Origin of the sequence: Streptomyces sp. NPDC006197, assembly GCF_040613865.1 — a bacterium.
Lineage (GTDB): Bacteria > Actinomycetota > Actinomycetes > Streptomycetales > Streptomycetaceae > Streptomyces.
In genome coordinates this window covers 39,166-58,693 of sequence record NZ_JBEXSZ010000035.1, presented here as the reverse complement: position 1 = coordinate 58,693, position 19,528 = coordinate 39,166, and the positions used below count along the sequence as shown (strand labels likewise).

General features: G+C 72.7%; 17 protein-coding genes and 1 pseudogene. 6 read left to right on the top strand and 12 right to left on the bottom strand.

Annotated elements, in window-relative coordinates:
• Positions 1–185: pseudogene (locus ABZ318_RS14140) on the bottom strand (lysophospholipase); the annotation flags it as partial.
• Positions 186–439: 254 nt separating this feature from the next.
• Between ABZ318_RS14140 and ABZ318_RS14135 the strand changes: the two are divergent.
• Positions 440–1,345 carry a LysR family transcriptional regulator gene (locus ABZ318_RS14135; RefSeq protein ID WP_356902730.1) on the top strand — a complete coding sequence of 302 codons (906 nt, stop codon included), beginning with the start codon at positions 440–442 and terminating at the stop codon, positions 1,343–1,345.
• A 184-nt stretch (positions 1,346–1,529) separates the two neighbouring features.
• Here the strand turns inward: ABZ318_RS14135 and ABZ318_RS14130 are convergent, their stop codons facing one another.
• The 5 genes from ABZ318_RS14130 to ABZ318_RS14110 form a co-directional block, all read right to left on the bottom strand.
• Entirely contained in the window at positions 1,530–2,165 is a 636-nt protein-coding gene (locus tag ABZ318_RS14130) for a DsbA family protein (RefSeq protein WP_356902729.1), read from the bottom strand.
• Between the two features lie 73 nt (positions 2,166–2,238).
• The gene (locus ABZ318_RS14125; RefSeq protein WP_356902728.1) at positions 2,239–2,799 is read right to left on the bottom strand and encodes a DUF1697 domain-containing protein; all 561 of its coding nucleotides are present in this window, start codon (positions 2,797–2,799) and stop codon (positions 2,239–2,241) included.
• Between the two features lie 140 nt (positions 2,800–2,939).
• Positions 2,940–4,235, bottom strand: coding sequence for an extracellular solute-binding protein (locus ABZ318_RS14120; protein WP_356902727.1), 1,296 nt, complete (start codon positions 4,233–4,235; stop codon positions 2,940–2,942).
• The gene (locus ABZ318_RS14115; protein ID WP_356902726.1) at positions 4,232–5,074 is read right to left on the bottom strand and encodes a carbohydrate ABC transporter permease; all 843 of its coding nucleotides are present in this window, start codon (positions 5,072–5,074) and stop codon (positions 4,232–4,234) included. The genes ABZ318_RS14120 and ABZ318_RS14115 overlap by 4 nt, the downstream gene beginning before the upstream one ends.
• On the bottom strand, positions 5,071–6,015 hold the full coding sequence (locus ABZ318_RS14110) for a sugar ABC transporter permease (RefSeq protein ID WP_356902725.1): 945 nt from the start codon (positions 6,013–6,015) through the stop codon (positions 5,071–5,073). Before ABZ318_RS14110 ends, ABZ318_RS14115 begins: the two co-directional genes overlap by 4 nt.
• A 137-nt stretch (positions 6,016–6,152) precedes the next feature.
• Here ABZ318_RS14110 and ABZ318_RS14105 point away from each other — a divergent pair, with 137 nt between their 5' ends.
• Positions 6,153–7,010 (top strand): aminoglycoside phosphotransferase family protein, encoded by an 858-nt coding sequence (locus ABZ318_RS14105; RefSeq protein WP_356902724.1) that lies wholly within the window; start codon positions 6,153–6,155, stop codon positions 7,008–7,010.
• Between the two features lie 47 nt (positions 7,011–7,057).
• Positions 7,058–7,888, top strand: a complete 831-nt coding sequence (locus ABZ318_RS14100; RefSeq protein ID WP_356902723.1) for an alpha/beta fold hydrolase — start codon at positions 7,058–7,060, stop codon at positions 7,886–7,888.
• On the opposite strand, the gene ABZ318_RS14095 is transcribed toward ABZ318_RS14100, so the two are convergent.
• The 4 genes from ABZ318_RS14095 to ABZ318_RS14080 form a co-directional block, all read right to left on the bottom strand.
• Positions 7,885–8,607, bottom strand: a complete 723-nt coding sequence (locus tag ABZ318_RS14095; protein WP_356902722.1) for a 3'-5' exonuclease — start codon at positions 8,605–8,607, stop codon at positions 7,885–7,887. The two genes, ABZ318_RS14100 and ABZ318_RS14095, sit on opposite strands and share 4 nt — an antisense overlap.
• An 88-nt stretch (positions 8,608–8,695) precedes the next feature.
• Positions 8,696–9,964 carry an SAV2148 family HEPN domain-containing protein gene (locus tag ABZ318_RS14090; protein WP_356902721.1) on the bottom strand — a complete coding sequence of 423 codons (1,269 nt, stop codon included), beginning with the start codon at positions 9,962–9,964 and terminating at the stop codon, positions 8,696–8,698.
• 121 nt (positions 9,965–10,085) lie between these two features.
• Positions 10,086–11,423: a copper amine oxidase gene (locus tag ABZ318_RS14085; RefSeq protein ID WP_356902720.1), complete on the bottom strand. Its 1,338-nt coding sequence runs from the start codon at positions 11,421–11,423 to the stop codon at positions 10,086–10,088.
• 54 nt (positions 11,424–11,477) lie between these two features.
• Positions 11,478–12,338, bottom strand: coding sequence for a Tat pathway signal sequence domain protein (locus tag ABZ318_RS14080; protein WP_356902719.1), 861 nt, complete (start codon positions 12,336–12,338; stop codon positions 11,478–11,480).
• A gap of 138 nt (positions 12,339–12,476) precedes the next feature.
• Here ABZ318_RS14080 and glgX point away from each other — a divergent pair, with 138 nt between their 5' ends.
• Positions 12,477–14,597: a glycogen debranching protein GlgX gene (gene glgX / locus ABZ318_RS14075; RefSeq protein WP_356902717.1), complete on the top strand. Its 2,121-nt coding sequence runs from the start codon at positions 12,477–12,479 to the stop codon at positions 14,595–14,597.
• Positions 14,598–14,674: 77 nt separating this feature from the next.
• Here glgX and ABZ318_RS14070 read toward each other — a convergent pair whose 3' ends face one another.
• Complete coding sequence (locus ABZ318_RS14070; RefSeq protein WP_356902716.1) at positions 14,675–15,901, bottom strand: MFS transporter; 1,227 nt, start codon at positions 15,899–15,901, stop codon at positions 14,675–14,677.
• Between the two features lie 90 nt (positions 15,902–15,991).
• Between ABZ318_RS14070 and treY the strand changes: the two genes are divergently transcribed.
• Together treY and ABZ318_RS14060 are read left to right on the top strand one after the other, a co-directional pair.
• Positions 15,992–18,310, top strand: a complete 2,319-nt coding sequence (gene treY / locus ABZ318_RS14065) for a malto-oligosyltrehalose synthase (RefSeq protein WP_356902732.1) — start codon at positions 15,992–15,994, stop codon at positions 18,308–18,310.
• Between the two features lie 115 nt (positions 18,311–18,425).
• The gene (locus ABZ318_RS14060; protein ID WP_356902715.1) at positions 18,426–18,995 is read left to right on the top strand and encodes a hypothetical protein; all 570 of its coding nucleotides are present in this window, start codon (positions 18,426–18,428) and stop codon (positions 18,993–18,995) included.
• Here ABZ318_RS14060 and ABZ318_RS14055 read toward each other — a convergent pair whose 3' ends face one another.
• Entirely contained in the window at positions 18,996–19,487 is a 492-nt protein-coding gene (locus ABZ318_RS14055) for a hypothetical protein (RefSeq protein ID WP_356902714.1), read from the bottom strand. It abuts the gene before it with no gap.
• Positions 19,488–19,528 lie beyond the last annotated feature (41 nt).

Genomic DNA, 19,528 nt, shown 5'->3' with positions numbered 1-19,528 from the left:
GACAGCGCGGCGTATCCGCGGGCGGCGAGCCGCTCGGCGTACCGGTCGGCCATCAGCTCCTTGACGCTGGTCCACGTCCCGGCCACCACGATCCCCGGAGCCGGGGCCGCCGTGTCGGGCAGGAACAGGTTGCCGAACAGGGTGGCCTCCGTACTGGGGAAGCTCACCTTCTCTCGAGTGGTCACGACTGATCCTTTCCTGAATGACGTGGGGAGGAACGAAGCGGGCTGAAGTCGGCGGGAGAACGCCCTGGCGCGGGGGTCGTCCGGCGGCTTCCGGACCAGATGGCGTCCGTCGGCCGAACCGGCGCTGTCCCGCAACGCCTTCGCGGTGCCGTTCCGACCGCCAGGACGACTCTGTACGTGGCAGCACCGCGAGAGGAAACAACGATGCGCTGGGCCGGCCACAGCGGATCGCTGTGGCCGTTATGGTGATCGTCGTGAACGACATCGATCTCCGGCATCTGCGTTCATTCCTGGCGGTGGCGCAGGAGCGTTCCATCACCAGAGCCGGAACCGTGCTTCACCTGACACAGCAGGCGGTGTCGGCTCACGTTCGGCATCTGGAGAACGCCCTGGGCGCGGCCCTGTTGGTGCGCACCTCCCGCGGCGTCCTGCTCACCGCCGCAGGGGAGGAACTCGCCGCCGGAGGCGCGATCGTCGTCGACGACGTCGACCGGCTGGCCGAACGGGTGCGCGCCGTGGCCGATGCCCAGGCCGGCACTCTGCGGCTGGCCTGCTGCCCCACCGCCACCTCGCTGTTCGCCATCGACCTCGCCGACGTTCTCGAGGCGTCGGTTCCCGGCCTGCGGGTGACGTTGAACGCCGCACGCCACCCCAGGGACGAACTCGAACTCCTCATGGGCGGGCGCGCCGACGCGGCCTTCATGTGGCTGCCGGTCGGCGGCGGCGCGCTCCACCACGCGGTGGTCCGCAGCGACCCCCGAGCCGTGGCGCTCTCCACCCGGCATCCCCTGGCCGACCGCGCGAGCGTGACCCTCGCCGATCTCTCGGCCGATCCTGTCGTGCGTCCCGATGTCCTCACCTCTTCGGAAGCCGAACGGTTCTGGATCGTGGACCCCCGGCCTGACGGCGGCCCCGCGCCACGCGGCGCGATCGTCCCGCTGGTCGAGGACTGCCTGCTGGAAGTCGGCCGTGGCCGTGGCGTCTGGTTCGCTCCGCGTCCCCTCGAGGCGCTGTTGCCCACCGGCAGCGTGCGCTGGATCCCGGTCACGGACGCGGAGCGCTTCGAACTTGCCGTCGTATGGACCGATCGTGCGCCTCAGGCCCTGGTCACGCGTCTGATAGCCGAAGTCCGAACCCTCACCGGCCACGTCCCGCGGTAGCAGGCCGCCCGAGAACACGTCCACGCCGGACCGCTCCGTCCTTGCTCGGCGCCGGCGAGGGTGGGTGGGCCGTCCGCGACGGCGGGGACGACTGCGGATCGCCCGGGACGAATACGCCTTGTCGGCCAGGACCGTCTCCAGCGTGGTCCTGCTTCGGCCCGCGAGATGCTCCGAAGGGAACCCCCTAGCTGAAGTCCAGCCCGCCCGTGCGGGTGCGCTTGAGTTCGAAGAGGTCGGGGTGGGAGGCCAGGACACGGAAGCTGTCGAAGAGTTCGGCGGCGCGCTCGCCGCGCGGAATCGCCCGCAGCACCGGCCCGAACCAGACCGTCCCGTCGACGTGGAGGGTGGGCGTCCCGACGTACGCGTCCGCCTCGGGGTCCTTGCCCGCGTCGTGGCTGCGGCGGACGGCCTCGTCGTAGGCGGGGTCGTGGGCGGCGGCGGCGAGTTCGGGCGGCAGGCCGACCTCGGTGAGCGATTCGACGATGACGGCGTCGAAGTCCTTCTGCTTCTTCTCGTGGATGCGGGTGCCGTACGCGGTGTAGAGCGGGCGCAGGATCTCCTCGCCGTGCTGTTCGGCGGCGGCCGCCGCCACCCGGACGGGGCCGATGGAGGCGTCGACGAGCTCGCGGTACCAGTCGGGGAGGGTGTTGCCCTCGTTGTGGAGGTACAGGCTCATGACCTTGAAGCGGAGGTCGATGTCCCGGTGGCGTTCGACCTCCAGGATCCAGCGGGAGGTGATCCAGGCGAAGGGGCAGGCGGGGTCGAAGTAGAAGTCGACGGCGGGGCGGTGGGTGGTGGGCGTGGTCTCGGTGCTCGTCATGATGTCGAACCTAGTCAGGAGGTGGCCCGCTGCCACGGGCCATTCGGTGGCCGTTCGACTGGGCCATTCGGGCTCAGTCCTCCCGTGTCATCTCGATGAGTCTGAGCACGGTGTTCCAGTTCCGGCCGGTGGCGACGAGGCCCTTCACGACGGACGGCCGGGAGACCGCCTCGCCCAGCTTGGACTTCCCGAGGCCTTCGGGGGTGTAGAGGTAGAGCACGCGGTCGCCGAGGGCGAAGTCCTCGGGCAGGAAGGCCTCGCGGTCGATGGAGGCGAAGCGCTCGGGGTCGGCGGGCCCGGAGTAGTAGAAGGCGTGGAGCTGCTTGCCCTGGAGTTCGGCGGCCGGGAAGGGGCAGGCGTCGGCGACGGCGGCGAGGTAGTCGCCGTCGCGGACGAGACAGTCGACGCGGAAGCCGAAGCGGTCCTCGATCGCGTCCTCCAGCGCGGTCCTGAGCTCGTCCTCGCCGGCGCCGGAGTCGGTGGTGAAGACGGCGTTGCCGCTCTGGAGGTAGGTGCGGACGTCCGTGTGCCCGAGACCTTCGAGGAGGCTCCGGAGCTCCGCCATGGGGACCTTCCGGTGTCCGCTCACGTTGATGCCGCGGAGCAGGGCCGCGTAGGTCTTCGTCTTCGTCATGGGGGCAAATGTAGGCGGCCACCGCGCCTCGTGGGGGGCGGCACGGTGGCCGGTTCGAACACTGTCCGATGGCGGGGGCGCGGAGAAGACCCTTCACCCATCTGTGACTTATTCAACAAGGTTTCGTAATAACGAATCCGTCATCTGCGTTGATAGCGGGCGAGGACCCGGTTGCCGTCCTCGACCAGGCGTCTGCGCAGCTCCGCGCCGTCGATGGCACCGCTGTAGTACTCCTGGAAGGCCGGTGTCGCCACCTTGTCCTTCCACTCGGGATAGCCGCGTACGGACTGCGCGGGCGCGGGCCGCAGCCACCGTGCCACCGCCGCTCCGGTCGCCCAGCCGTCCCGCGCGGTGTGCAGGGAGGGGTCGGCGAGGGCGGCCGTGCCGGTCGGCAGCATCCAGTCGCCGCGCGCGAGCCGCACCATGTTCGCCGGGCGCAGGAAGAAGTCGAGGAAGCGGGCCGCCTCCTTCTTGTGGGGGCTGTCCTCGGCGATCGACAGGGTCTGCGGGGAGACGCCCTGGGCGAGTCCCGCGTCGCCTGCGGGTGCGGGCAGCACGGTCCACTCGAAGCCCTCGGGCGCCTGCTGCGCGATCTGCTGCCGGTAGGCGAAGCCCAGGGGGACCATGGCGTACTTGCCGGCGAAGAAGCCGGGGAGGGTGTCGGAGCCGCCGCTGCCGAGCGTGGTGCGCGGGGCGGTCCGGTCGGTGACGACCTGGTCGTGGACGGTGCCGGGGACGATGCCGTCGGCCTCGGTGAAGTCGAGGACGACCCGGCCGTCCGGGCCCCGGCGGAAGAGCCGGCCGCCGGCCGAGACGCCGAGGTTGAGGCTGACGGAGACGGGTTCCCTGAGCGGCCAGGCGACCGCGTGACGGCCGGGTCCCATGGTCCGGGTGAGGTCCTGGGCGATCTGCCGGAACTCGGTCCAGCTCCAGGGTTTCCCGGGGGTGGGGACGCGGACGCCGGAGGACTCCAGGATCTTCCGGTTGGCGATGAGGACGCGGGGTTCCTGGAGGAAGGGCACGCCGTACACGCCCTCGCCGAAGGTGGTGGTCTCCCAGCCGGTGGCGGGAATGTCGGCGCGCAGCCGCTCGGACAGCAGCGGGCGGAGGTCGGCGAGCCGGCCGCCGTAGGCGAAGTCGGCCAGGTCGTCGGAGGCGTCGTGGATGAGGTCGGGCGCCTCGCCGCCCTCGAAGGAGGTGAGGAGCTGGTCGTGCACGGAGTCCCAGCTGCCCTGGACGTACTCGACCTGGATGTCGGGGTGGGCGGCGTTCCACTCGTTCACCAGCTGCCGGTTGGCGTCGACGGACTCCTTCTGCCAGGCGAGGGACTGGAACCGGAGCCGTACGACGCCGTCGTCGGGACCGTCGTCCCCGGTGGCGCAGCCGGTGAGGAGCAGGGCGAGGGCGGCGGTGAGGGCGAGGATCCGTCGTCTCATGACTTCACCGCCCCGGCGAGCGTCCCGCCCGCGATCCGTTTCTGGAGGACTGCGAAGACGACGAGGGACGGCAGGGTCGCGAGGAAGGCCGCGGCCGCCAGCGGGCCGAGGTCGGCGACTCCCTCGGCGCCGAGGAAGTGGGTGAGGACGACCGGGAGCGTCTGTTTCTCCGGGGACTTGAGCAGGACGAGCGCGAAGAAGAACTCGTTCCAGGCGGTGACGAAGGCGAAGAGGGCGGTGGCGACGACGCCCGGGGCGAGCAGCGGCGCGATGACCGAGACCAGGGTGCGGATCCGGCCGGCGCCGTCGACGGCGGCGGCCTCCTCCAGCTCGGCCGGGACGGCCCTGACGTACCCCATGAGCATCCAGAGGGCGAAGGGCAGCGACCAGACCACGTAGACCAGGACGAGGCCGACGACGCTGTTGATCAGGTGCAGGTTCTTGAGGACGAGGAAGAGCGGGATGATCACGAGGACGAAGGGGAAGGCCTGGCTGATCACCACCCAGCCGGTGGCGGCGCCGGCGAGCCGGCCCCGGTGGCGGGCCGTCACATAGGCGAGCGGAGTCGCGACGGCGACCGCGATCAGGGCGGCGCAGACCGCGGCGAGCAGGCTGTTCGCGGCGGCCCCGAGCAGCGGCTGCTCGTCGAAGGCCTGCCGGAAGTTGTCGAGGGTGGGGTCCTTCGGGATCCAGGTGGGGTGGAGCGAGGCCAGCTCGGGTGCGGGCTTGAAGGCGGTGGAGACCAGCCAGAGGAAGGGGAAGGCGAGGAAGACCAGGTACGCGAGGAGGGCCAGGTACTGGCCTGCTCGCGCGGGCCCGCTCGTCCGCAGGGCGCTCACCGGTCCTGGTCCCCTTTCAGACGGCGTACGAGGGAGAGGGCGATGAGCACCGAGACGGCGGCGACCATCACGCAGCCCATGGCGGCGGCGTAGCCGAACTGCCCGTAGCGGAAGGCCTCTTCGTAGGCGAAGAGCATGGGGAGCCGGGTCCGGCCGCCCGGTCCGCCGCTGGTCAGGACGTAGACCAGGGCGAAGGAGTTGAAGTTCCAGATGAGGTTGAGGGCGGTGACGGCGAGGGCCACCGGGCGCAGCGCGGGCCAGGTGACGGCGCGGAAGCGGCGCCAGGCTCCGGCGCCGTCGAGGGCGGCGGCCTCGTGGAGTTCGCGCGGGGTGTTCTGGAGTCCGGCGAGCAGGGCGACGGTGGTCTGCGGCATGCCGGCCCAGACGCCGACGACGATGACGGCGGGGAGGGCGGTGGCGAGTCCGGAGAGCCAGTCGTGGCCTTCGCCGAGGCCCAGGTTCCGGAGGGTCTCGTTGAGGATGCCGGCGTCGGGATTGTAGACGAGTCGCCACATGATGCCGACGACGACCTCCGGCATCGCCCAGGGGATGATGGCGAGGGCCCGGGCCAGCCGGCGGAGGCGGAGGTCCTGGTCGAGCAGGAGGGCCAGGCCGAGGGCGAGCAGGAACTGCGGGACGGTGACTCCGACGGCCCAGACCACGCCGATGCGGAAGGACTCCCAGAAGAGCGTGTCGTGCAGCAGGTCCTGGAAGTTGAGGGTGCCGACCCAGCGGGTGGCCTGGGTGCGGCCGGACTGGGCGTCGGTGAAGGCGAGCGCGATGCCGTAGAGGAGCGGGCCGACGCTGAGGACCAGGATCGGCAGGAGTGCCGGGAGCACCAGGAACCAGGCTCCGAGGTCGGGGCCGCGTGGCCGTGCCCCGGGGGCGGCACGCGGTGTGCGCGCGCCGCCGGGCCGTTTCGTCGCGGTCACCGAGCTCACGGGCCGACCCCCGTCCGATGCGCCGTCCTGGGACCCCGTCATGGTGCTGACGGGGCGTGGGACCGTCAAGGCGCCCTGCGGGACGATCTGCGCGGGTGGGAGACTTTGGCTCGAACGCACAGGTGAGGGAGAGGTCGATGGACGAGGCGCGGGCACGGGGGATCCTGGCCGGGGCGGGGCTGCCGGTCGCGGAGGCGCGGCTGCTCGCCCTCGGGGAGAACGCGGTCTTCGCGGTGGGCGATCTGGTGGTGAAGGTCGGCCGGGACGCGGAGCTGTTCGCACGGGCCGAGCGGGAGCTCGCGCTGGCCTCCTGGCTGGAAACGGCGGGTGTTCCGGCCGTCCGGGCCGCCGAGGGGAAGCCCCGGCTCGTGGACGGTCATCCGGTCACCCTCTGGCACCGGCTGCCGGAGGCGGTGCGGCCGACGGAGCCCCGTGACCTGGCCCCGCTGCTGCGGGCCGTGCACGCGCTGCCGGAGCCGGCGGGGCTCGTGCTCCCCCGCCGTGAGCTGCTCGGCGGGGTCGAGCGGTGGCTGCGGCTCGCGGGGGACGCGATCGACCCGGCGGACGCGGCGTTCCTGCGGGAGCGGCGCGACTCCTTCGCCCCGGCGGCGGCGGCGCTCACCCCGCACCTGGCCCCGGGCCCGATCCACGGGGACGCCCTCCCCCGGAACGTGCACGTGGGCCCCGAGGGCCCGGTCCTGGTGGACCTGGAGACCTTCTCCTCGGACCTGCGCGAGCACGACCTCGTGGTCCTCGCCCTCTCCCGGGACCGGTACGGCCTGGACCCGGCGGCGTACGAGGCCTTCACCGAGGCGTACGGCTGGGACGTCCGGGAGTGGGAGGGGTGCGCGGTGCTGCGCGGGGCGCGGGAGACCGCGAGCTGCGCGTGGGTGGCCCAGCACGCGCCCTCGAACCCGAAGGCGCTCGCCGAGTTCGAGCGGCGGGTGGCCTCGCTGCGGGACGGCGACCCCGAGGTGCGCTGGTATCCGTTCTGACATCATGTTCCCCGTCGAACCGGCCGGTAACGAACGGGGTGTTGAAGATGCGCGTGGAACTGTCGGACGTCACGCTGGACGTCGAGGTGAGCGGCGAGGGCCCCGCGGTCCTGCTGGTGCACGGCTTCCCGGACTCGCACCACCTCTGGCGCCACCAGGTCGCCGCGCTCACCGCGGCGGGCTTCCGGTGCGTCGCCCCGACGCTGCGGGGCTTCGGCGCCTCCGACCGTCCCGAGGGCGGCCCGGAGGCGTACCACCCGGGCAAGCACGTCGGCGACCTGGTCGAGCTCCTCGCCCGGCTCGACCTGGACCGGGTCCATGTGGTGGGCCACGACTGGGGTTCGGCCGTCGCCCAGGGCCTGGCGCAGTTCTTCCCCGACCGGGTGCGGAGCCTGAGCGTCCTGTCCGTGGGGCACCCGGCGTCGATCCGGTCGGCGGGCTGGGAGCAGCGGCAGCGCTCCTGGTACATGCTGCTGTTCCAGCTGGCCGGGCTCGCCGAGGACTGGCTGGCGCGGGACGACTTCGCGGGGCTGCGGGACATGCTGGGCGAGCACCCGGACGCGGAGGCCGTGATCGAGGCGCTGCGGGCACCGGGCGCGCTGACGGCCGCCCTGAACATCTACCGCGCGGGCGCGCCGGCGGAGGCCCTGTTCGGCGCCGAGGCGCCGGTGGTCCCGCTGCCGGAGTCCGTGCCGGTGATGGGCGTGTGGTCGACCGGCGACCGGTTCCTCACCGAGCGCTCGATGTCCGGGACGGAGCAGTACGTGTCGGGCGGCTGGCGCTACGAGCGGGTCGAGGACGCGGGGCACTGGCTCCAGCTGGACCAGCCGGAGAAGGTGAACGAACTGCTGCTCTCCTTCCTGAAGGAGAACTCCTAGCCGGCCACCGCGACGGCCGACCGCAGGGGCCACACGGGGTCGACGACCGCCTTCGCGTCGCCCTTGCGGCGCAGGAAGTCCTGGAAGTTCTCGGCCCAGGCCCGGTACCAGCCGATCTGCCGCTCGTGCAGCTCGGCCGGGTCCAGACCGGCCACCTGCGGGTGCCGCTCGGCTATCGCGACGGCGACCCGGACGGCGGCGAGCGCGTCTGCGGCGGCCTGGTGGGCGGCTTCGAGCACCACGCCGTACTCCCCGCAGACCGCCTCCAGGGTGCGCTTGCCACGCCGGTAGCGGTCGACGGCCCGGTCGATGGTGTACGGGTCGATCACCGGCCCGATGCCGGCGCCGCCGAGTCGCTCCTCCAGTGAGGGAAGCCCGTGGCGGCGCAGCTCGGCGGCGAGGAGCGTGAGGTCGAAGGAGGCGTTGTACGCGACGACGGGCACGCCCTGCTTCCAGTAGCCGGTCAGGGTCTCCGCGATCTCGTCGACGACCTCGCGGGCCGGTCGGCCCTCGGCGGCGGCCCGCTCGCTGCTGATGCCGTGGATCGCGGAGGCCTCCTCCGGCACGGGAACGCCCGGGTCGGCGAGCCAGTCGCGCTGCCGGGACACCCGGCCGCCGCAGAAGCCGACGATCGAGGCCGTCACGATACGGGCCTCCAGCGGGTCGGTGCCGGTCGTCTCCAGGTCGAAGCCGACCAGCGGTTCCGCGTGCCAAGCCATCGGGTCCTCCTTACGTGATCTCCCCCGTGGTGCTGACCACCCTCGCACGCACCACTGACAACGTCCCCGGCCGCCCCCCGGGGGCGGGTCAGGAGACGGGCCGGGAGTCGAGCCAGACGGACTCGAACTCCTCCCGATATGTCTCGAAAAGTCCGTGATCTCCGTCACGGTCGGACTGTCCGTGCCGGACGACGTTCCGTCCGCCGCCGCGCAGGACGAGGACCGGCGCCTCCATGCCACGGGCCCGGCGCAGGTACGACTGGACGACCCCCACGCCGTCCGGTCCGTCGCCGTCCACCAGGTAGGCGGTGAAGCGCGGGGTCTCGTCGAAGACGTGGATCTGGAAGGCGCCCGGGTCGCGCAGCTTCGAGCGGACCCGGCGCATGTGCAGGATGTTCATCTCGACCGAGCGGCTCAGCTCGCCCTTCTTCAGGCCGAGTTCGCGCTCGCGGCGCTTGACGGCGCTGCTCGCGGGGTTGAGGAAGAGGAGCCGGGTGCGGCAGCCGGACTCGGCGAGCCGGACCATGCGGCGGCCGGAGAAGTTCTGCACGAGCAGGTTGAGGCCTATGCCGGTGGCGTCGAGGCGGCGGGCGCCGCCGAAGAGGTCCTCGGCGGGCAGCTGCCGCTGCAGCCGGACCCGGTCGGGGTGGACGGAGACGACGTCCGCGTACCGGTCGCCGACGAGGTCCTCGACCGCGTCCACGGGCAGCCGGTCGGCGGACGGCACCCCGGCACCGCCGCCGAGGATCTCCAGGATGCGGGCGGAGGCCCGCTCGGACTGGGCGAGGACGGTCAGCGACAGCGCCCGGTTGCGGGAGACCACGTTCCGCGTGACCTCCAGCTCGTCGAGGGCGAGCTCGACCTCGCGCCGGTCGTCGAAGTAGGGCTCGAAGCAGGGCCAGTGCTGCACCATCAGCTCGCGCAGCTGCGGCAGCGTGAGGAAGCTCAGCACGTTGTCGTCGGCCGGGTCCAGGAGGTAGCCCTTGCGCCGGGAGACCTCGCGGACGGCGACGGCCCGCTGGACCCATTCCTGGCCGGCGGGCCCGGCCGCGGCCACCACCCAGTCCTCGCCGTGCACCGGTTCGTACACGGGTCGCAGGACGGCGGCGACCACGGCCCGCAGCCGCTGTTCGACGAGATTCAGCCAGATGTAGGCGCGGCCGGCGCGCTGGGCCCGGGTGCGGACCTCGCTCCAGGCCTCGGGGCCCCAGTCGAGCTCCGCCCCGATCTCCACCGGCCGGCCGACGGTGACCGTGCCGGGCGGCACGGCCGCGCCCGGCGGCGCCTCTGCGGGGTCGGCCGGACCCCCCTCGTGACCCGCGTCACCTGAGGGCAGCTCCAGACCTCCCGAGCTCACCCGCGCACCGCCTTCTGCTCCCGGACACCCGTTCCGGCGGACAGGATGACCATGTGACAACGATCAAGGAAGGGTACTCCGCGAGCGGGAGGCGGTGCAGCAGGATCGTCAGGCTGCTTCCTCAACTCCCCAGATCGGGCTGGCCGTTCTGGGAGGCGAGATCGGCCGGAGTGAGCGGATTCATAGCGGTTACGTCCCTGGGCGCGAGCTGGAAGCCCTGCCAGTGGACCGGCATCGGCTGCTGGTCCTCGTCCCGGGCGATGTGGTGGAACCCGATGTTGACCCACACGGACGGTTTGGTCAGAGTCTCACCGTTGACCCATTTGTCCACGCTGTCACCGGCGCCGGCCGCGCAGCCGCCGATGTTGTTGCTCGCGAACTTCTCGCAGGCGCGGGACTGGGTGAAGTACACGTCGTGCTTGGTGAAGCCGCGTCCCGCGTGGGTGTCGGTGTGGCCGGGCACGATCTCGTACGAGCGGGCGTGGCCGTCGGCGTTCTTGCCGGTGCCGCTGACCACCCGCCACCAGCGCATGTTCTTCGCGTCGCCGGCGAGCTCCTTGGTGACGACGGTCCGCTTGGTCTTCACGGTGGGTCCGCCGCCGCCCGCGGGGGGTGCGGTGACGGTGGAGTCGAACTGCTCGATCCGGTCCTTGGTGGAGCCGTCCAGGCCGAAGTCGAGCTTCCAGAAGACGTTGTGGGCGTGGCTGGTGGCGTAGCCGCGGGCGCCCTTTCCGAGGGGCCAGCCGCGTCCGTCGGTGGCGTTGTAGTCGACGGGCGAGAGGCTGCCGGTGGCTCCGACGTTGGCGCCGATGGTGCCGTCGGCGGTGAAGCGCCACTCGGTGATGTACTCGTACCAGCCGACCTTGTTGACGGTGTAGACGAGCAGGTCCTTGGCCTGGGCCTGCCAGACCTTGGAGCCGCCGTCGCTGGCCATGCGGTACGCGTGCCCGCGCGCCCGCGTGGTGGTGCACAGGCCCTTGACGTCGCCGACCTCGGCCACCTTGACGGTGGTGAGGGTGCCGCCCGGGCATTCGGCCGGCTTGAGGTTCTGCAGGCCGTAGCCGAAGCCGGCGCCGGTGAGGTCGTCGTACTCGGCGCCGCCGTCGTCGTACGGCACGTGGATCTGGGCGAGCCGGGCGCTGTTGAGGACGGGGATGGGCGCGGCGGCGCCGGGCGGCTGGTAGGTGACCCGGTCGAGCGTGAGCCCGGCGTCGGTGTCGTAGCGCCAGCACATGCGCCAGGTGGTGCCGCCGTCGAGCTTCTGCGTGATGCGGTACGCGGCCGAGCAGTCGGGCGTCGTCGCGGGGCGCGCCGCGTGTGTCGGGGGCGGCGGGTGGGGGGCGGCGACGGCGCCGCTCGCGGGGCCGGCGGCGGCCGTGGCGGTGCCGAGCAGGGCGGCGGCGGTCAGGACGGCGCCCCGCTTGCGGGTGCGCCCGTTCCGGATTCGCTGGATGGACATGGGGACGTACTCCCTCGTACGTGTCGTGAGGCTGTGGAGTGGCCGGGCCGGTGGTCAGCCGACGCGCGTGACGGTCCTCGCGGAGAGGTCGACGATCAGGTTCCGGGTGTCGATCCAGGCCCCGTTGAGGACCTTGGTGACGAGCCGGACGCACCGGTGCTCTCCGCAGCGGGCGAGCGCCGCGGGCACACGGGTCTCGCGGTAGGTGCGGTAGACGTCGCCGTTGAACCACAGCTGTTCGCTGGAGGTCAGCTCCTTGCCGGTGGCGTCCTTGTAGTCCTCCTTGACGCCCTTGCCGAGCGGGCTCGCGAGGATCAGTTCCAGGGCCTCGCGCAGCTCGTCGGGGTGGGCGGAGGGCTGGACCCCGCGCTGTGCTCCGGAGCTCTCGACCTTGCCGGTGCCGAGATTGACGGTCCTGGTGATGAGCTCGTCCCGCCCGTAGTCGTAGAGGCGGACCTCGGCGCGGCGCGAGGCGTCGCCCGGGACCGGGTCGGCGAGCCGGGTGCCGAGGCGCTGGGGGCCCCGGCCTCCCGTGACGTCCTGCTGGGCGGAGGCGGCGGGCGGGGCCAGCGCCAGCGCCTCGGCCCGGGTGAGCTCGTCGTCCGTGAGCGGGTCGCCTCCGACGCCCTTCTCCCCCTCGGCCGCGGGCGGGACCACGGTGGCCGGCCGCGGCGCGGAGCCCGCGGCCTGCTCTCCGGTCTCCCCCTGCCCGGTGGCCCCGGCCGAGCCACCGCCCGCCGTCGCACCGGGGACTCCGGCGGCGCCGGCGACTCCGGTGGATCCCCCGGTTCCGGCGGAATCGTTCGCTCCTGCCGATCCCGGAAGGCTGATCGCGACCGCGACGGCGGTCCCCGTCACCGCCATGGCCGCTCCGGCCACCACCTTCCCCAGGTGGCGGCGTGCTATTTCGTACACACTTCCCCCTCTATCCCCCTCTTGGTCTGCGGTCACCCGGTAGGACGGGGCGAAGTCCTAGGAGGTTGCCACTCTTTCGGGCAGGATCTGGCCGAAGAACACCTACAAAACCCGGACAGAAGAGGAAGAGTCGTATCCATGCAGGTCTGGCCGGGACAGGCGTACCCCTTGGGCGCCACCTATGACGGAGCGGGAACCAACTTCGCGGTCTTCTCGGAGGCCGCCCACAGGATCGAGCTGTGTCTGCTGCACGACGACGGCTCGGAGACGGCGGTGGAACTGCGCGAGACCGACGCGTTCGTACGACATGCCTATCTGCCGGGCGTGATGCCCGGTCAGCGGTACGGGTTCCGTGTGCACGGCCCGTACGCGCCGGAGCGCGGGCTGCGCTGCAACGCGGCGAAGCTGCTGCTCGACCCGTACGCCCGTGCGGTGTCGGGACAGATCAAGTGGGGCGAGGCGGTCTACGGCTACCCGTTCGGGCGGCCCGACGCGCGCAACGACCTCGACTCGGGCCCGCACACCATGGCCTCGGTCGTGGTCAACCCGTACTTCGACTGGGGCGACGACCGGCGCCCGCGCACCGAGTACCACCACACGGTGATCTACGAGGCCCATGTGAAGGGCCTCACGATGCTCCACCCGGACCTTCCGGAGGAGCTGCGCGGGACGTACGCGGGGCTCGCGCACCCGTCGGTCATCGGCCATCTGAAGGACCTGGGCGTGACCGCGCTCGAACTGATGCCCGTTCACCAGTTCGTGAACGACCACCGGCTCGTGGACGCGGGGCTCTCCAACTACTGGGGCTACAACACGATCGGCTTCTTCGCCCCGCACAACGCCTACGCGTCCTGGGGCGACCGGGGCCAGCAGGTCCTGGAGTTCAAGTCGGCGGTCCGGGCGCTGCACCAGGCGGGCATCGAGGTCATCCTCGACGTGGTCTACAACCACACCGCCGAGGGCAACCACCTGGGCCCGACGCTCTCCTTCCGGGGCCTGGACAACCCCTCGTACTACCGGCTCGCGAACGACCGCCGGTACCACATGGACACCACCGGCACCGGGAACTCGCTGCTCATGCGCTCCCCGCACGTGCTCCAGCTGATCATGGACAGCCTGCGGTACTGGGTGACCGAGATGCACGTGGACGGTTTCCGCTTCGACCTGGCGGCCACCCTGGCCCGCCAGTTCCACGAGGTGGACCGGCTGTCCTCCTTCTTCGACCTGGTGCAGCAGGACCCGGTGGTCAGCCAGGTGAAGCTGATCGCCGAGCCGTGGGACGTGGGCGAGGGCGGCTACCAGGTGGGCAACTTCCCGCCGCTGTGGACCGAGTGGAACGGCAAGTACCGGGACTGCGTGCGGGACCTGTGGCGCGGCGAGCCCCGCACCCTCGCCGAGTTCGCCTCGCGCCTCACCGGCTCCTCCGACCTGTACCAGGACGACGGGCGGCGCCCGCTCGCCTCGGTCAACTTCGTCACCTGCCACGACGGCTTCACCCTGCGCGACCTCGTCTCGTACAACGACAAGCACAACGAGGCGAACGGCGAGGGCAACCGGGACGGCGAGAGCTACAACCGCTCCTGGAACTGCGGGGCGGAGGGCGAGACCGAGGACGTCGGGATCGCCGAGCTGCGCGCCCGCCAGATGCGCAACTTCCTCGCCACGCTGATGCTCTCGCAGGGCGTGCCGATGCTCAGCCACGGCGACGAGTTCGGGCGGACGCAGGGCGGCAACAACAACGCGTACTGCCAGGACAACGAGGTCTCCTGGGTGCGGTGGCCCAAGGAGAACGCCGACGCGGACACCACGCTCCTGCGGTTCACCCAGGCGATGGTCCGGCTGCGCCGGGACCATCCGGTCTTCCGGCGCCGCCGCTTCTTCCACGGCAGGCCGGTGGAGGGCACCCACGACGAGCTGACCGACATCGCCTGGTTCACGCCCGAGGGCGAGGAGATGACCTCCCGCGACTGGCAGGCGGCGCACGCCCAGGCGCTGACCGTCTTCCTCAACGGCAACGCCATCTCGGAGCCGGGCACGCAGGGGGAGCGGATCGCCGACGACTCCTTCCTGTTGATGTTCAACGCCTCCTCGAAGGAGCTGGAGTTCGCGGTGCCGGACAGCCACGGGCGCTGCTGGCGCATGGTGGTGGACACCTCGGACCCGGAGGGCATGCCGCCGAGGGAGGGCCCGGAGCTGGCGGCCGGCGAACGGGTGACGCTGGCGCCGCTCAGCCTGACCGTGCTGCGCCGGCCGGCCTGAGTTCCCGTACGGGGGTCGGGCGGCCGGCCTGAGACCCCGTACGGGATCAAGCGACCTGCCCGGGTCCTCGTACGGGATCAAGCGACCGGCCTGAGTTCCTCCCGTACCGGAGCGGTGACCCGGACCGTCCAGGACAGCACCGCGCAGGCCACGGCCGCCCCCACCGCCACCGCGAAGGCGGCGGGGGCGCCGTGGCCTTCGGCGAGCCGGCCGGAGAGGGCGAGGGCGAGGGCCTGGCCGCCCACGATCCCGCTGGTGAGGAAGGCCATCGACTCGGCGAGCCGGGCGGCCGGCACGGTCCGCTCGGTGAGCCCGAAGACGGTGATCAGGTGCGGGGCGTAGGCGGCGCCGAGGACGACGACGACCGCGTACAGCGCGGCCAGGGAGTCCACCAGGAGCAGCGGCGCGGAGAGGACGACGAGGCCGGCGGTGGCGGCGCGCCAGCGGGTGGCGAGTCCGATCCGGGCGGGCACGGCGGCCATGGAGAGGCCGACGGCGGCGCTCATGACGCCCATGGCCGCGTAGACGAGCCCGGCCTGGGCGGGCGCGCCCAGCTCCTCGGTGAGGGCGGTGATCCCGGCCTGCGAGGCGCCGAACATGGCGCCCTGGAGGACCATCGTGCCGCGCAGGGCGTACGCGGATCCCGGCAGCCGCGTCCGTTCGGCGGCACCCGTACGGGTGGAGACGGCCGGCGCTTCGGGGGCGGTCGCCCGGGCCGTCGGGTGGAGGGCGAAGGCCGTCCCGCAGCCGGCGAGCAGCAGCGCCGCCAGGAGGAGTGCGGCGGCGGGGTGGGCGAGGGCGGCGGCGAGACCGACGAGGGCCGGGCCGAGGACGAAGGAGACCTCGTCGAGGGTGCCCTCGAAGGAGAGCACCGCGCCGACGAGGCGGTCGTCCGCGCCGGAGCGGCGGGCGAGGGCCACGGAACGGGTCCGGGCGAGCGGTCCGACCTGCGGGACGGTGGCCCCGGCGAGCGCCCCGAGCGCCATGAGCGGGCCGGTGGCGGCCTCGGCGAGGGCGGCGAGGACCAGGGCGGTGACGGCGACGGCGTTGGCGAGGGAGGCCGCGAGGACGATCCCGCGCTGGCCGTGGCGGTCGGCGAGCCGGCCGATGACGGGCCCGGCGACGGTCTGTCCGGCGGCGAGCGCGCCGCCCGTGAGGCCCGCGGTGGCGAGCGAGCCGCTGGTCTCGGCGACCAGGAGCAGGCTGCCGAGCTGGCACATGGCGGTGGGCAGCCGGCCGAGGAAGGAGACGACCGGAAGGGCCGGGCCGAGCAGGGACAGCGTGTCGCGATACGTCCGAAGCATCACGCGAACGTAACGCGATGCACTCGAACGGGTGCATGGGGCGATGACACAGAAGCCTCCCGACGGGGTACGTACGTTCGCATGACGCCCATTCCACCCACCTCGACCTACCGGCTGCAGCTCCAGCCGGAGTTTCCGTTCGCGGCCGCCGAGCGAGCCGTGCCGTACCTGGCCGGCCTCGGGGTCTCGCATCTGCACCTGTCCCCCGTCCTGGAGGCGGTGCCCGGCTCGACCCACGGCTACGACGTCACCGACCACCGCTCGGTACGGGCCGAACTGGGCGGCGAGGAGGGGCTGCGGGCCCTGGCGGCGACCGCGCGGGCGCACGGCCTCGGGCTCGTCGTGGACCTGGTGCCCAACCACATGGCGGCCTCCCCGCGCCACAACCACGCGCTGCGCGCCGTGCTCCGCGAGGGCCCCGACTCGCCGTACGCCCGCTGGTTCGACATCGACTGGCGCGCCGGGGACGGCCGGGTGCTGCTCCCCGTGCTGCCCGCGCGGCTCCCGGAGGTACGGGACCGGTTCCGGGTCTCCGGCGGGTCCCTGCACCTGGACGGCCAGGAGTTCCCGCTCCGCGCGGGCACCGAGGGGCTGCCGCTCGACGAGCTGCTCGACGCCCAGTGGTACCGGCTCGGCTGGTGGCGGCTCGCCCGCACCGAGCTCGGCTACCGCCGCTTCTTCACCATCTCGGACCTGATCGGGGTGCGGGTGGAGGACCCCGAGGTGTTCGCGGCGAGCCACGCGAAGATCGTGGAGCTGGTCGCGGACGGGGTGATCGAGGGGCTGCGCATCGACCACCCGGACGGGCTCGCCGACCCGCAGGGCTATCTGGAGGACCTGGCGGCGGCGACCGGCGGGCGGTGCTGGACGGTCGTCGAGAAGATCCTCACGGGGTCCGAGGTCCTGCCCGCCGCCTGGCCGGTCGCGGGCACCACCGGGTACGACGCGCTGCGGCAGCTCGACGGCGTCTTCACCGACCCGGTGGGCGCCGACGAACTCACCGACCTCTACCGGGAGTTCGTCGGAAAGGCCGGGGACCGGGGCGGCCGCTGGGAGGCGACCGCGCACCGCGCCGCGTACGAGGTGGTCGGCCACGACCTGGCCGCCGAGACGGCCGCACTGACCCGGATCGCCGGCCGGATCTGCGCCACCGACCCCGAGCTGCGGGACCACGCCCCCTGGGCGCTGCGCACCGCGATCCAGGAGCTCCTCGTCCGGGTCCCCGTCTACCGCCCCTACCGGACCGGCGGCGAGGAGGCACTGACCCCGGAGGCGGCGCGCGGCGCGAAGGCCGCGTTCGCGGTGCCCGAGGAGGCGACGGCGGTCGACGCCGTACGGGACCTGGCGCTCGGAAAGCGCGGCGACGGGCCCGAACACCGGGCGTTCCGCGCCCGGTTCGCGCAGACCTCGTCCGCGCTGCGGGCCAAGTCCGTGGAAGACACCGCCTTCTACCGGTACACGCCGCTGCTCTCCGCGAACGAGGTCGGCGGCGACGCGGGACGGCCGGCGGTGCCGGTGGAGGAGTTCCACGCGTACTGCCTGCGGATCGCCCGGGACTGGCCCGACACCGGCACCGTGCTCTCCACGCACGACACCAAGCGCAGCGCGGACGTCCGGGCCGGGATCGCGGTGCTCTCCCAGTGCCCGGAGGTGTGGGCTGAGCTCCTCGCCGAGGTCGCCGGGGTGCCCGCGCCCGATCCGCACGTGGCGTGGACGGCCTGGCAGACGGCCTTCGGCCTCGGCGCCCCGGACGCGGACCGGCTGGTCCCCGCGATCCTCAAGTCCGTGCGGGAGGCGGGGCTCCGGACCAGTTGGACGGAGCCGGACGAGGAGTACGAGCGGGCGGTGGCCGAGTTCGCGGCGGCCGGGCCCGGCCGGATCCCGCTCCGGACGGCCTCGGAGGCGGCCTTCGCCCTGGAGCCGCACATCCGGGCGCACGCGCTCGGGGCCGCGCTCGCCCAGCTGACGATGCCGGGGGTGCCGGAGCTGTACCAGAACACGGAGCGGGAGTACCGGGCGCTCGTCGACCCGGACAACCGGGCGCCGTTCGCGGTCGGCCCGGAGGACGAGCGGACCGCCCTGGTCCGGGCGGCGCTGCGGCTGCGGCGCGCGCACCCGGAGGCCTTCGGCGCGGGCGGCACGTACGTCCCGCTGGCAGCGGAGGGCCCGGCCGCCGCGCACTGTCTGGCCTTCGCCCGCTCCGGCCGGGTGGTCACGGCCGTGACCCGGCTCTCCCTGCGGCTCGCCCGGGCGGGCGGCTGGCAGGACACGGAACTGGTGCTGCCCGAGGGGCGGTGGGTCGACGCGCTCGACGGGGTACGGGAGTTCACGGGCGGTCCGGCGACGGAGGTGAAGCTGGCGGAACTGTTCGAGGAGCGGCCGGTGGCACTGCTCGCCCGGATGGAGTGACCGGGCGGGGGTGAGCCGGGCGGAAGGACCGGGCGGGGGGGAGCCGGGCGGAAGGACCGGGCGGAGTGACCGGGTGGGGTGAGTCGCCGTCTCCGCCCGTGACAAGCTGATGATCATGACAAAGGATCAAACCGGCCGGCTCATCGGCGCCGCCTTCGGGCTCGTGTTCGTCCAGGCCAACGCGGGCACCCTGCCGACGGCGGTCGCGACGCCGCTGCGTCTCCTCGCGATCGCCGCGTTCCTGGGCGTGGTGGTGTTCGGGCGCCGGCGCGGCCCGGCAGCGCCGGCGGCCGGGACCGCCACCGAATCCGCCACCGGATTCGGGCGCCGCTACTGGTACGTGGTGGCGGCGGAGGTCCTCGGCCTCGCGGCCGGGCTCCTGGTGATCAGCCGCGTGCTGCACGTACCGCAGGCGGCCGTGGGCTGGATCGCCTTCGTGGTCGGCGTGCACTTCTTCGGCCTGGCGGTGGCCTGGCGCAGACCCGCGCTCCACGTCCTCGCCGCCTCGATCACCGCCTGCGGTGCGACGGGCCTGGTGCTCGCGGCGCTCGGCGCCCCCGTCACCGCCGTCAGGGTGACCGCCGGAATCCTCCCCGGCGTCCTCCTGCTCGCCTCCGTCCTGCGCTCCGGCCGACAGGACCCGGCCGCGTCCGCGGACCGGGTCCTGTCGGGAAGCCGGGAGTGATCAGGAGCGGGAGGCGCGGGTGACCTCGCACTTGGTGTACTCGGAGCCGTCGCCGGATCCCGTGTACGGGGTGGTCAGTTCGGCGCTCTGGGAGGCGCCCGCCGTGACGGCGATGGCGGACTTCGTCGCGGTGGCCGGGACGGCGGTGCCACCGGCGTCGCCGGTGAACTTCATCGTGACGTCGTAGTCGTAGTCCAGCAGGCCGTCGTTCTTGATGGTGACCCGGGCGACGAGGTTCTTGGTGGTCTCGTCGTACTTGCACTCGTCGATCGTGACGTCGCGCACGGCCTTGTTCGAGCTGCTGGAGCCGCCGGACACGGAGCCGCCGGAGCTGCTGCCCGTGGTGCCGTCGTTGTCGCTGTGGTTGCTGCCGCTGCTGTGGCTGCCAGAGCTGCTGCCGCCGCAGCTGCCGCCGTGCGAGCCGCGGGCACCCGTCAGGGCGACGATCGCGATGCCGAAGACGGCGATCGCGCGGACATGACGCATCTTCATTGTTTTTGAATCCCCGTGGAAAGTGGTGGAACGGGCGCCCT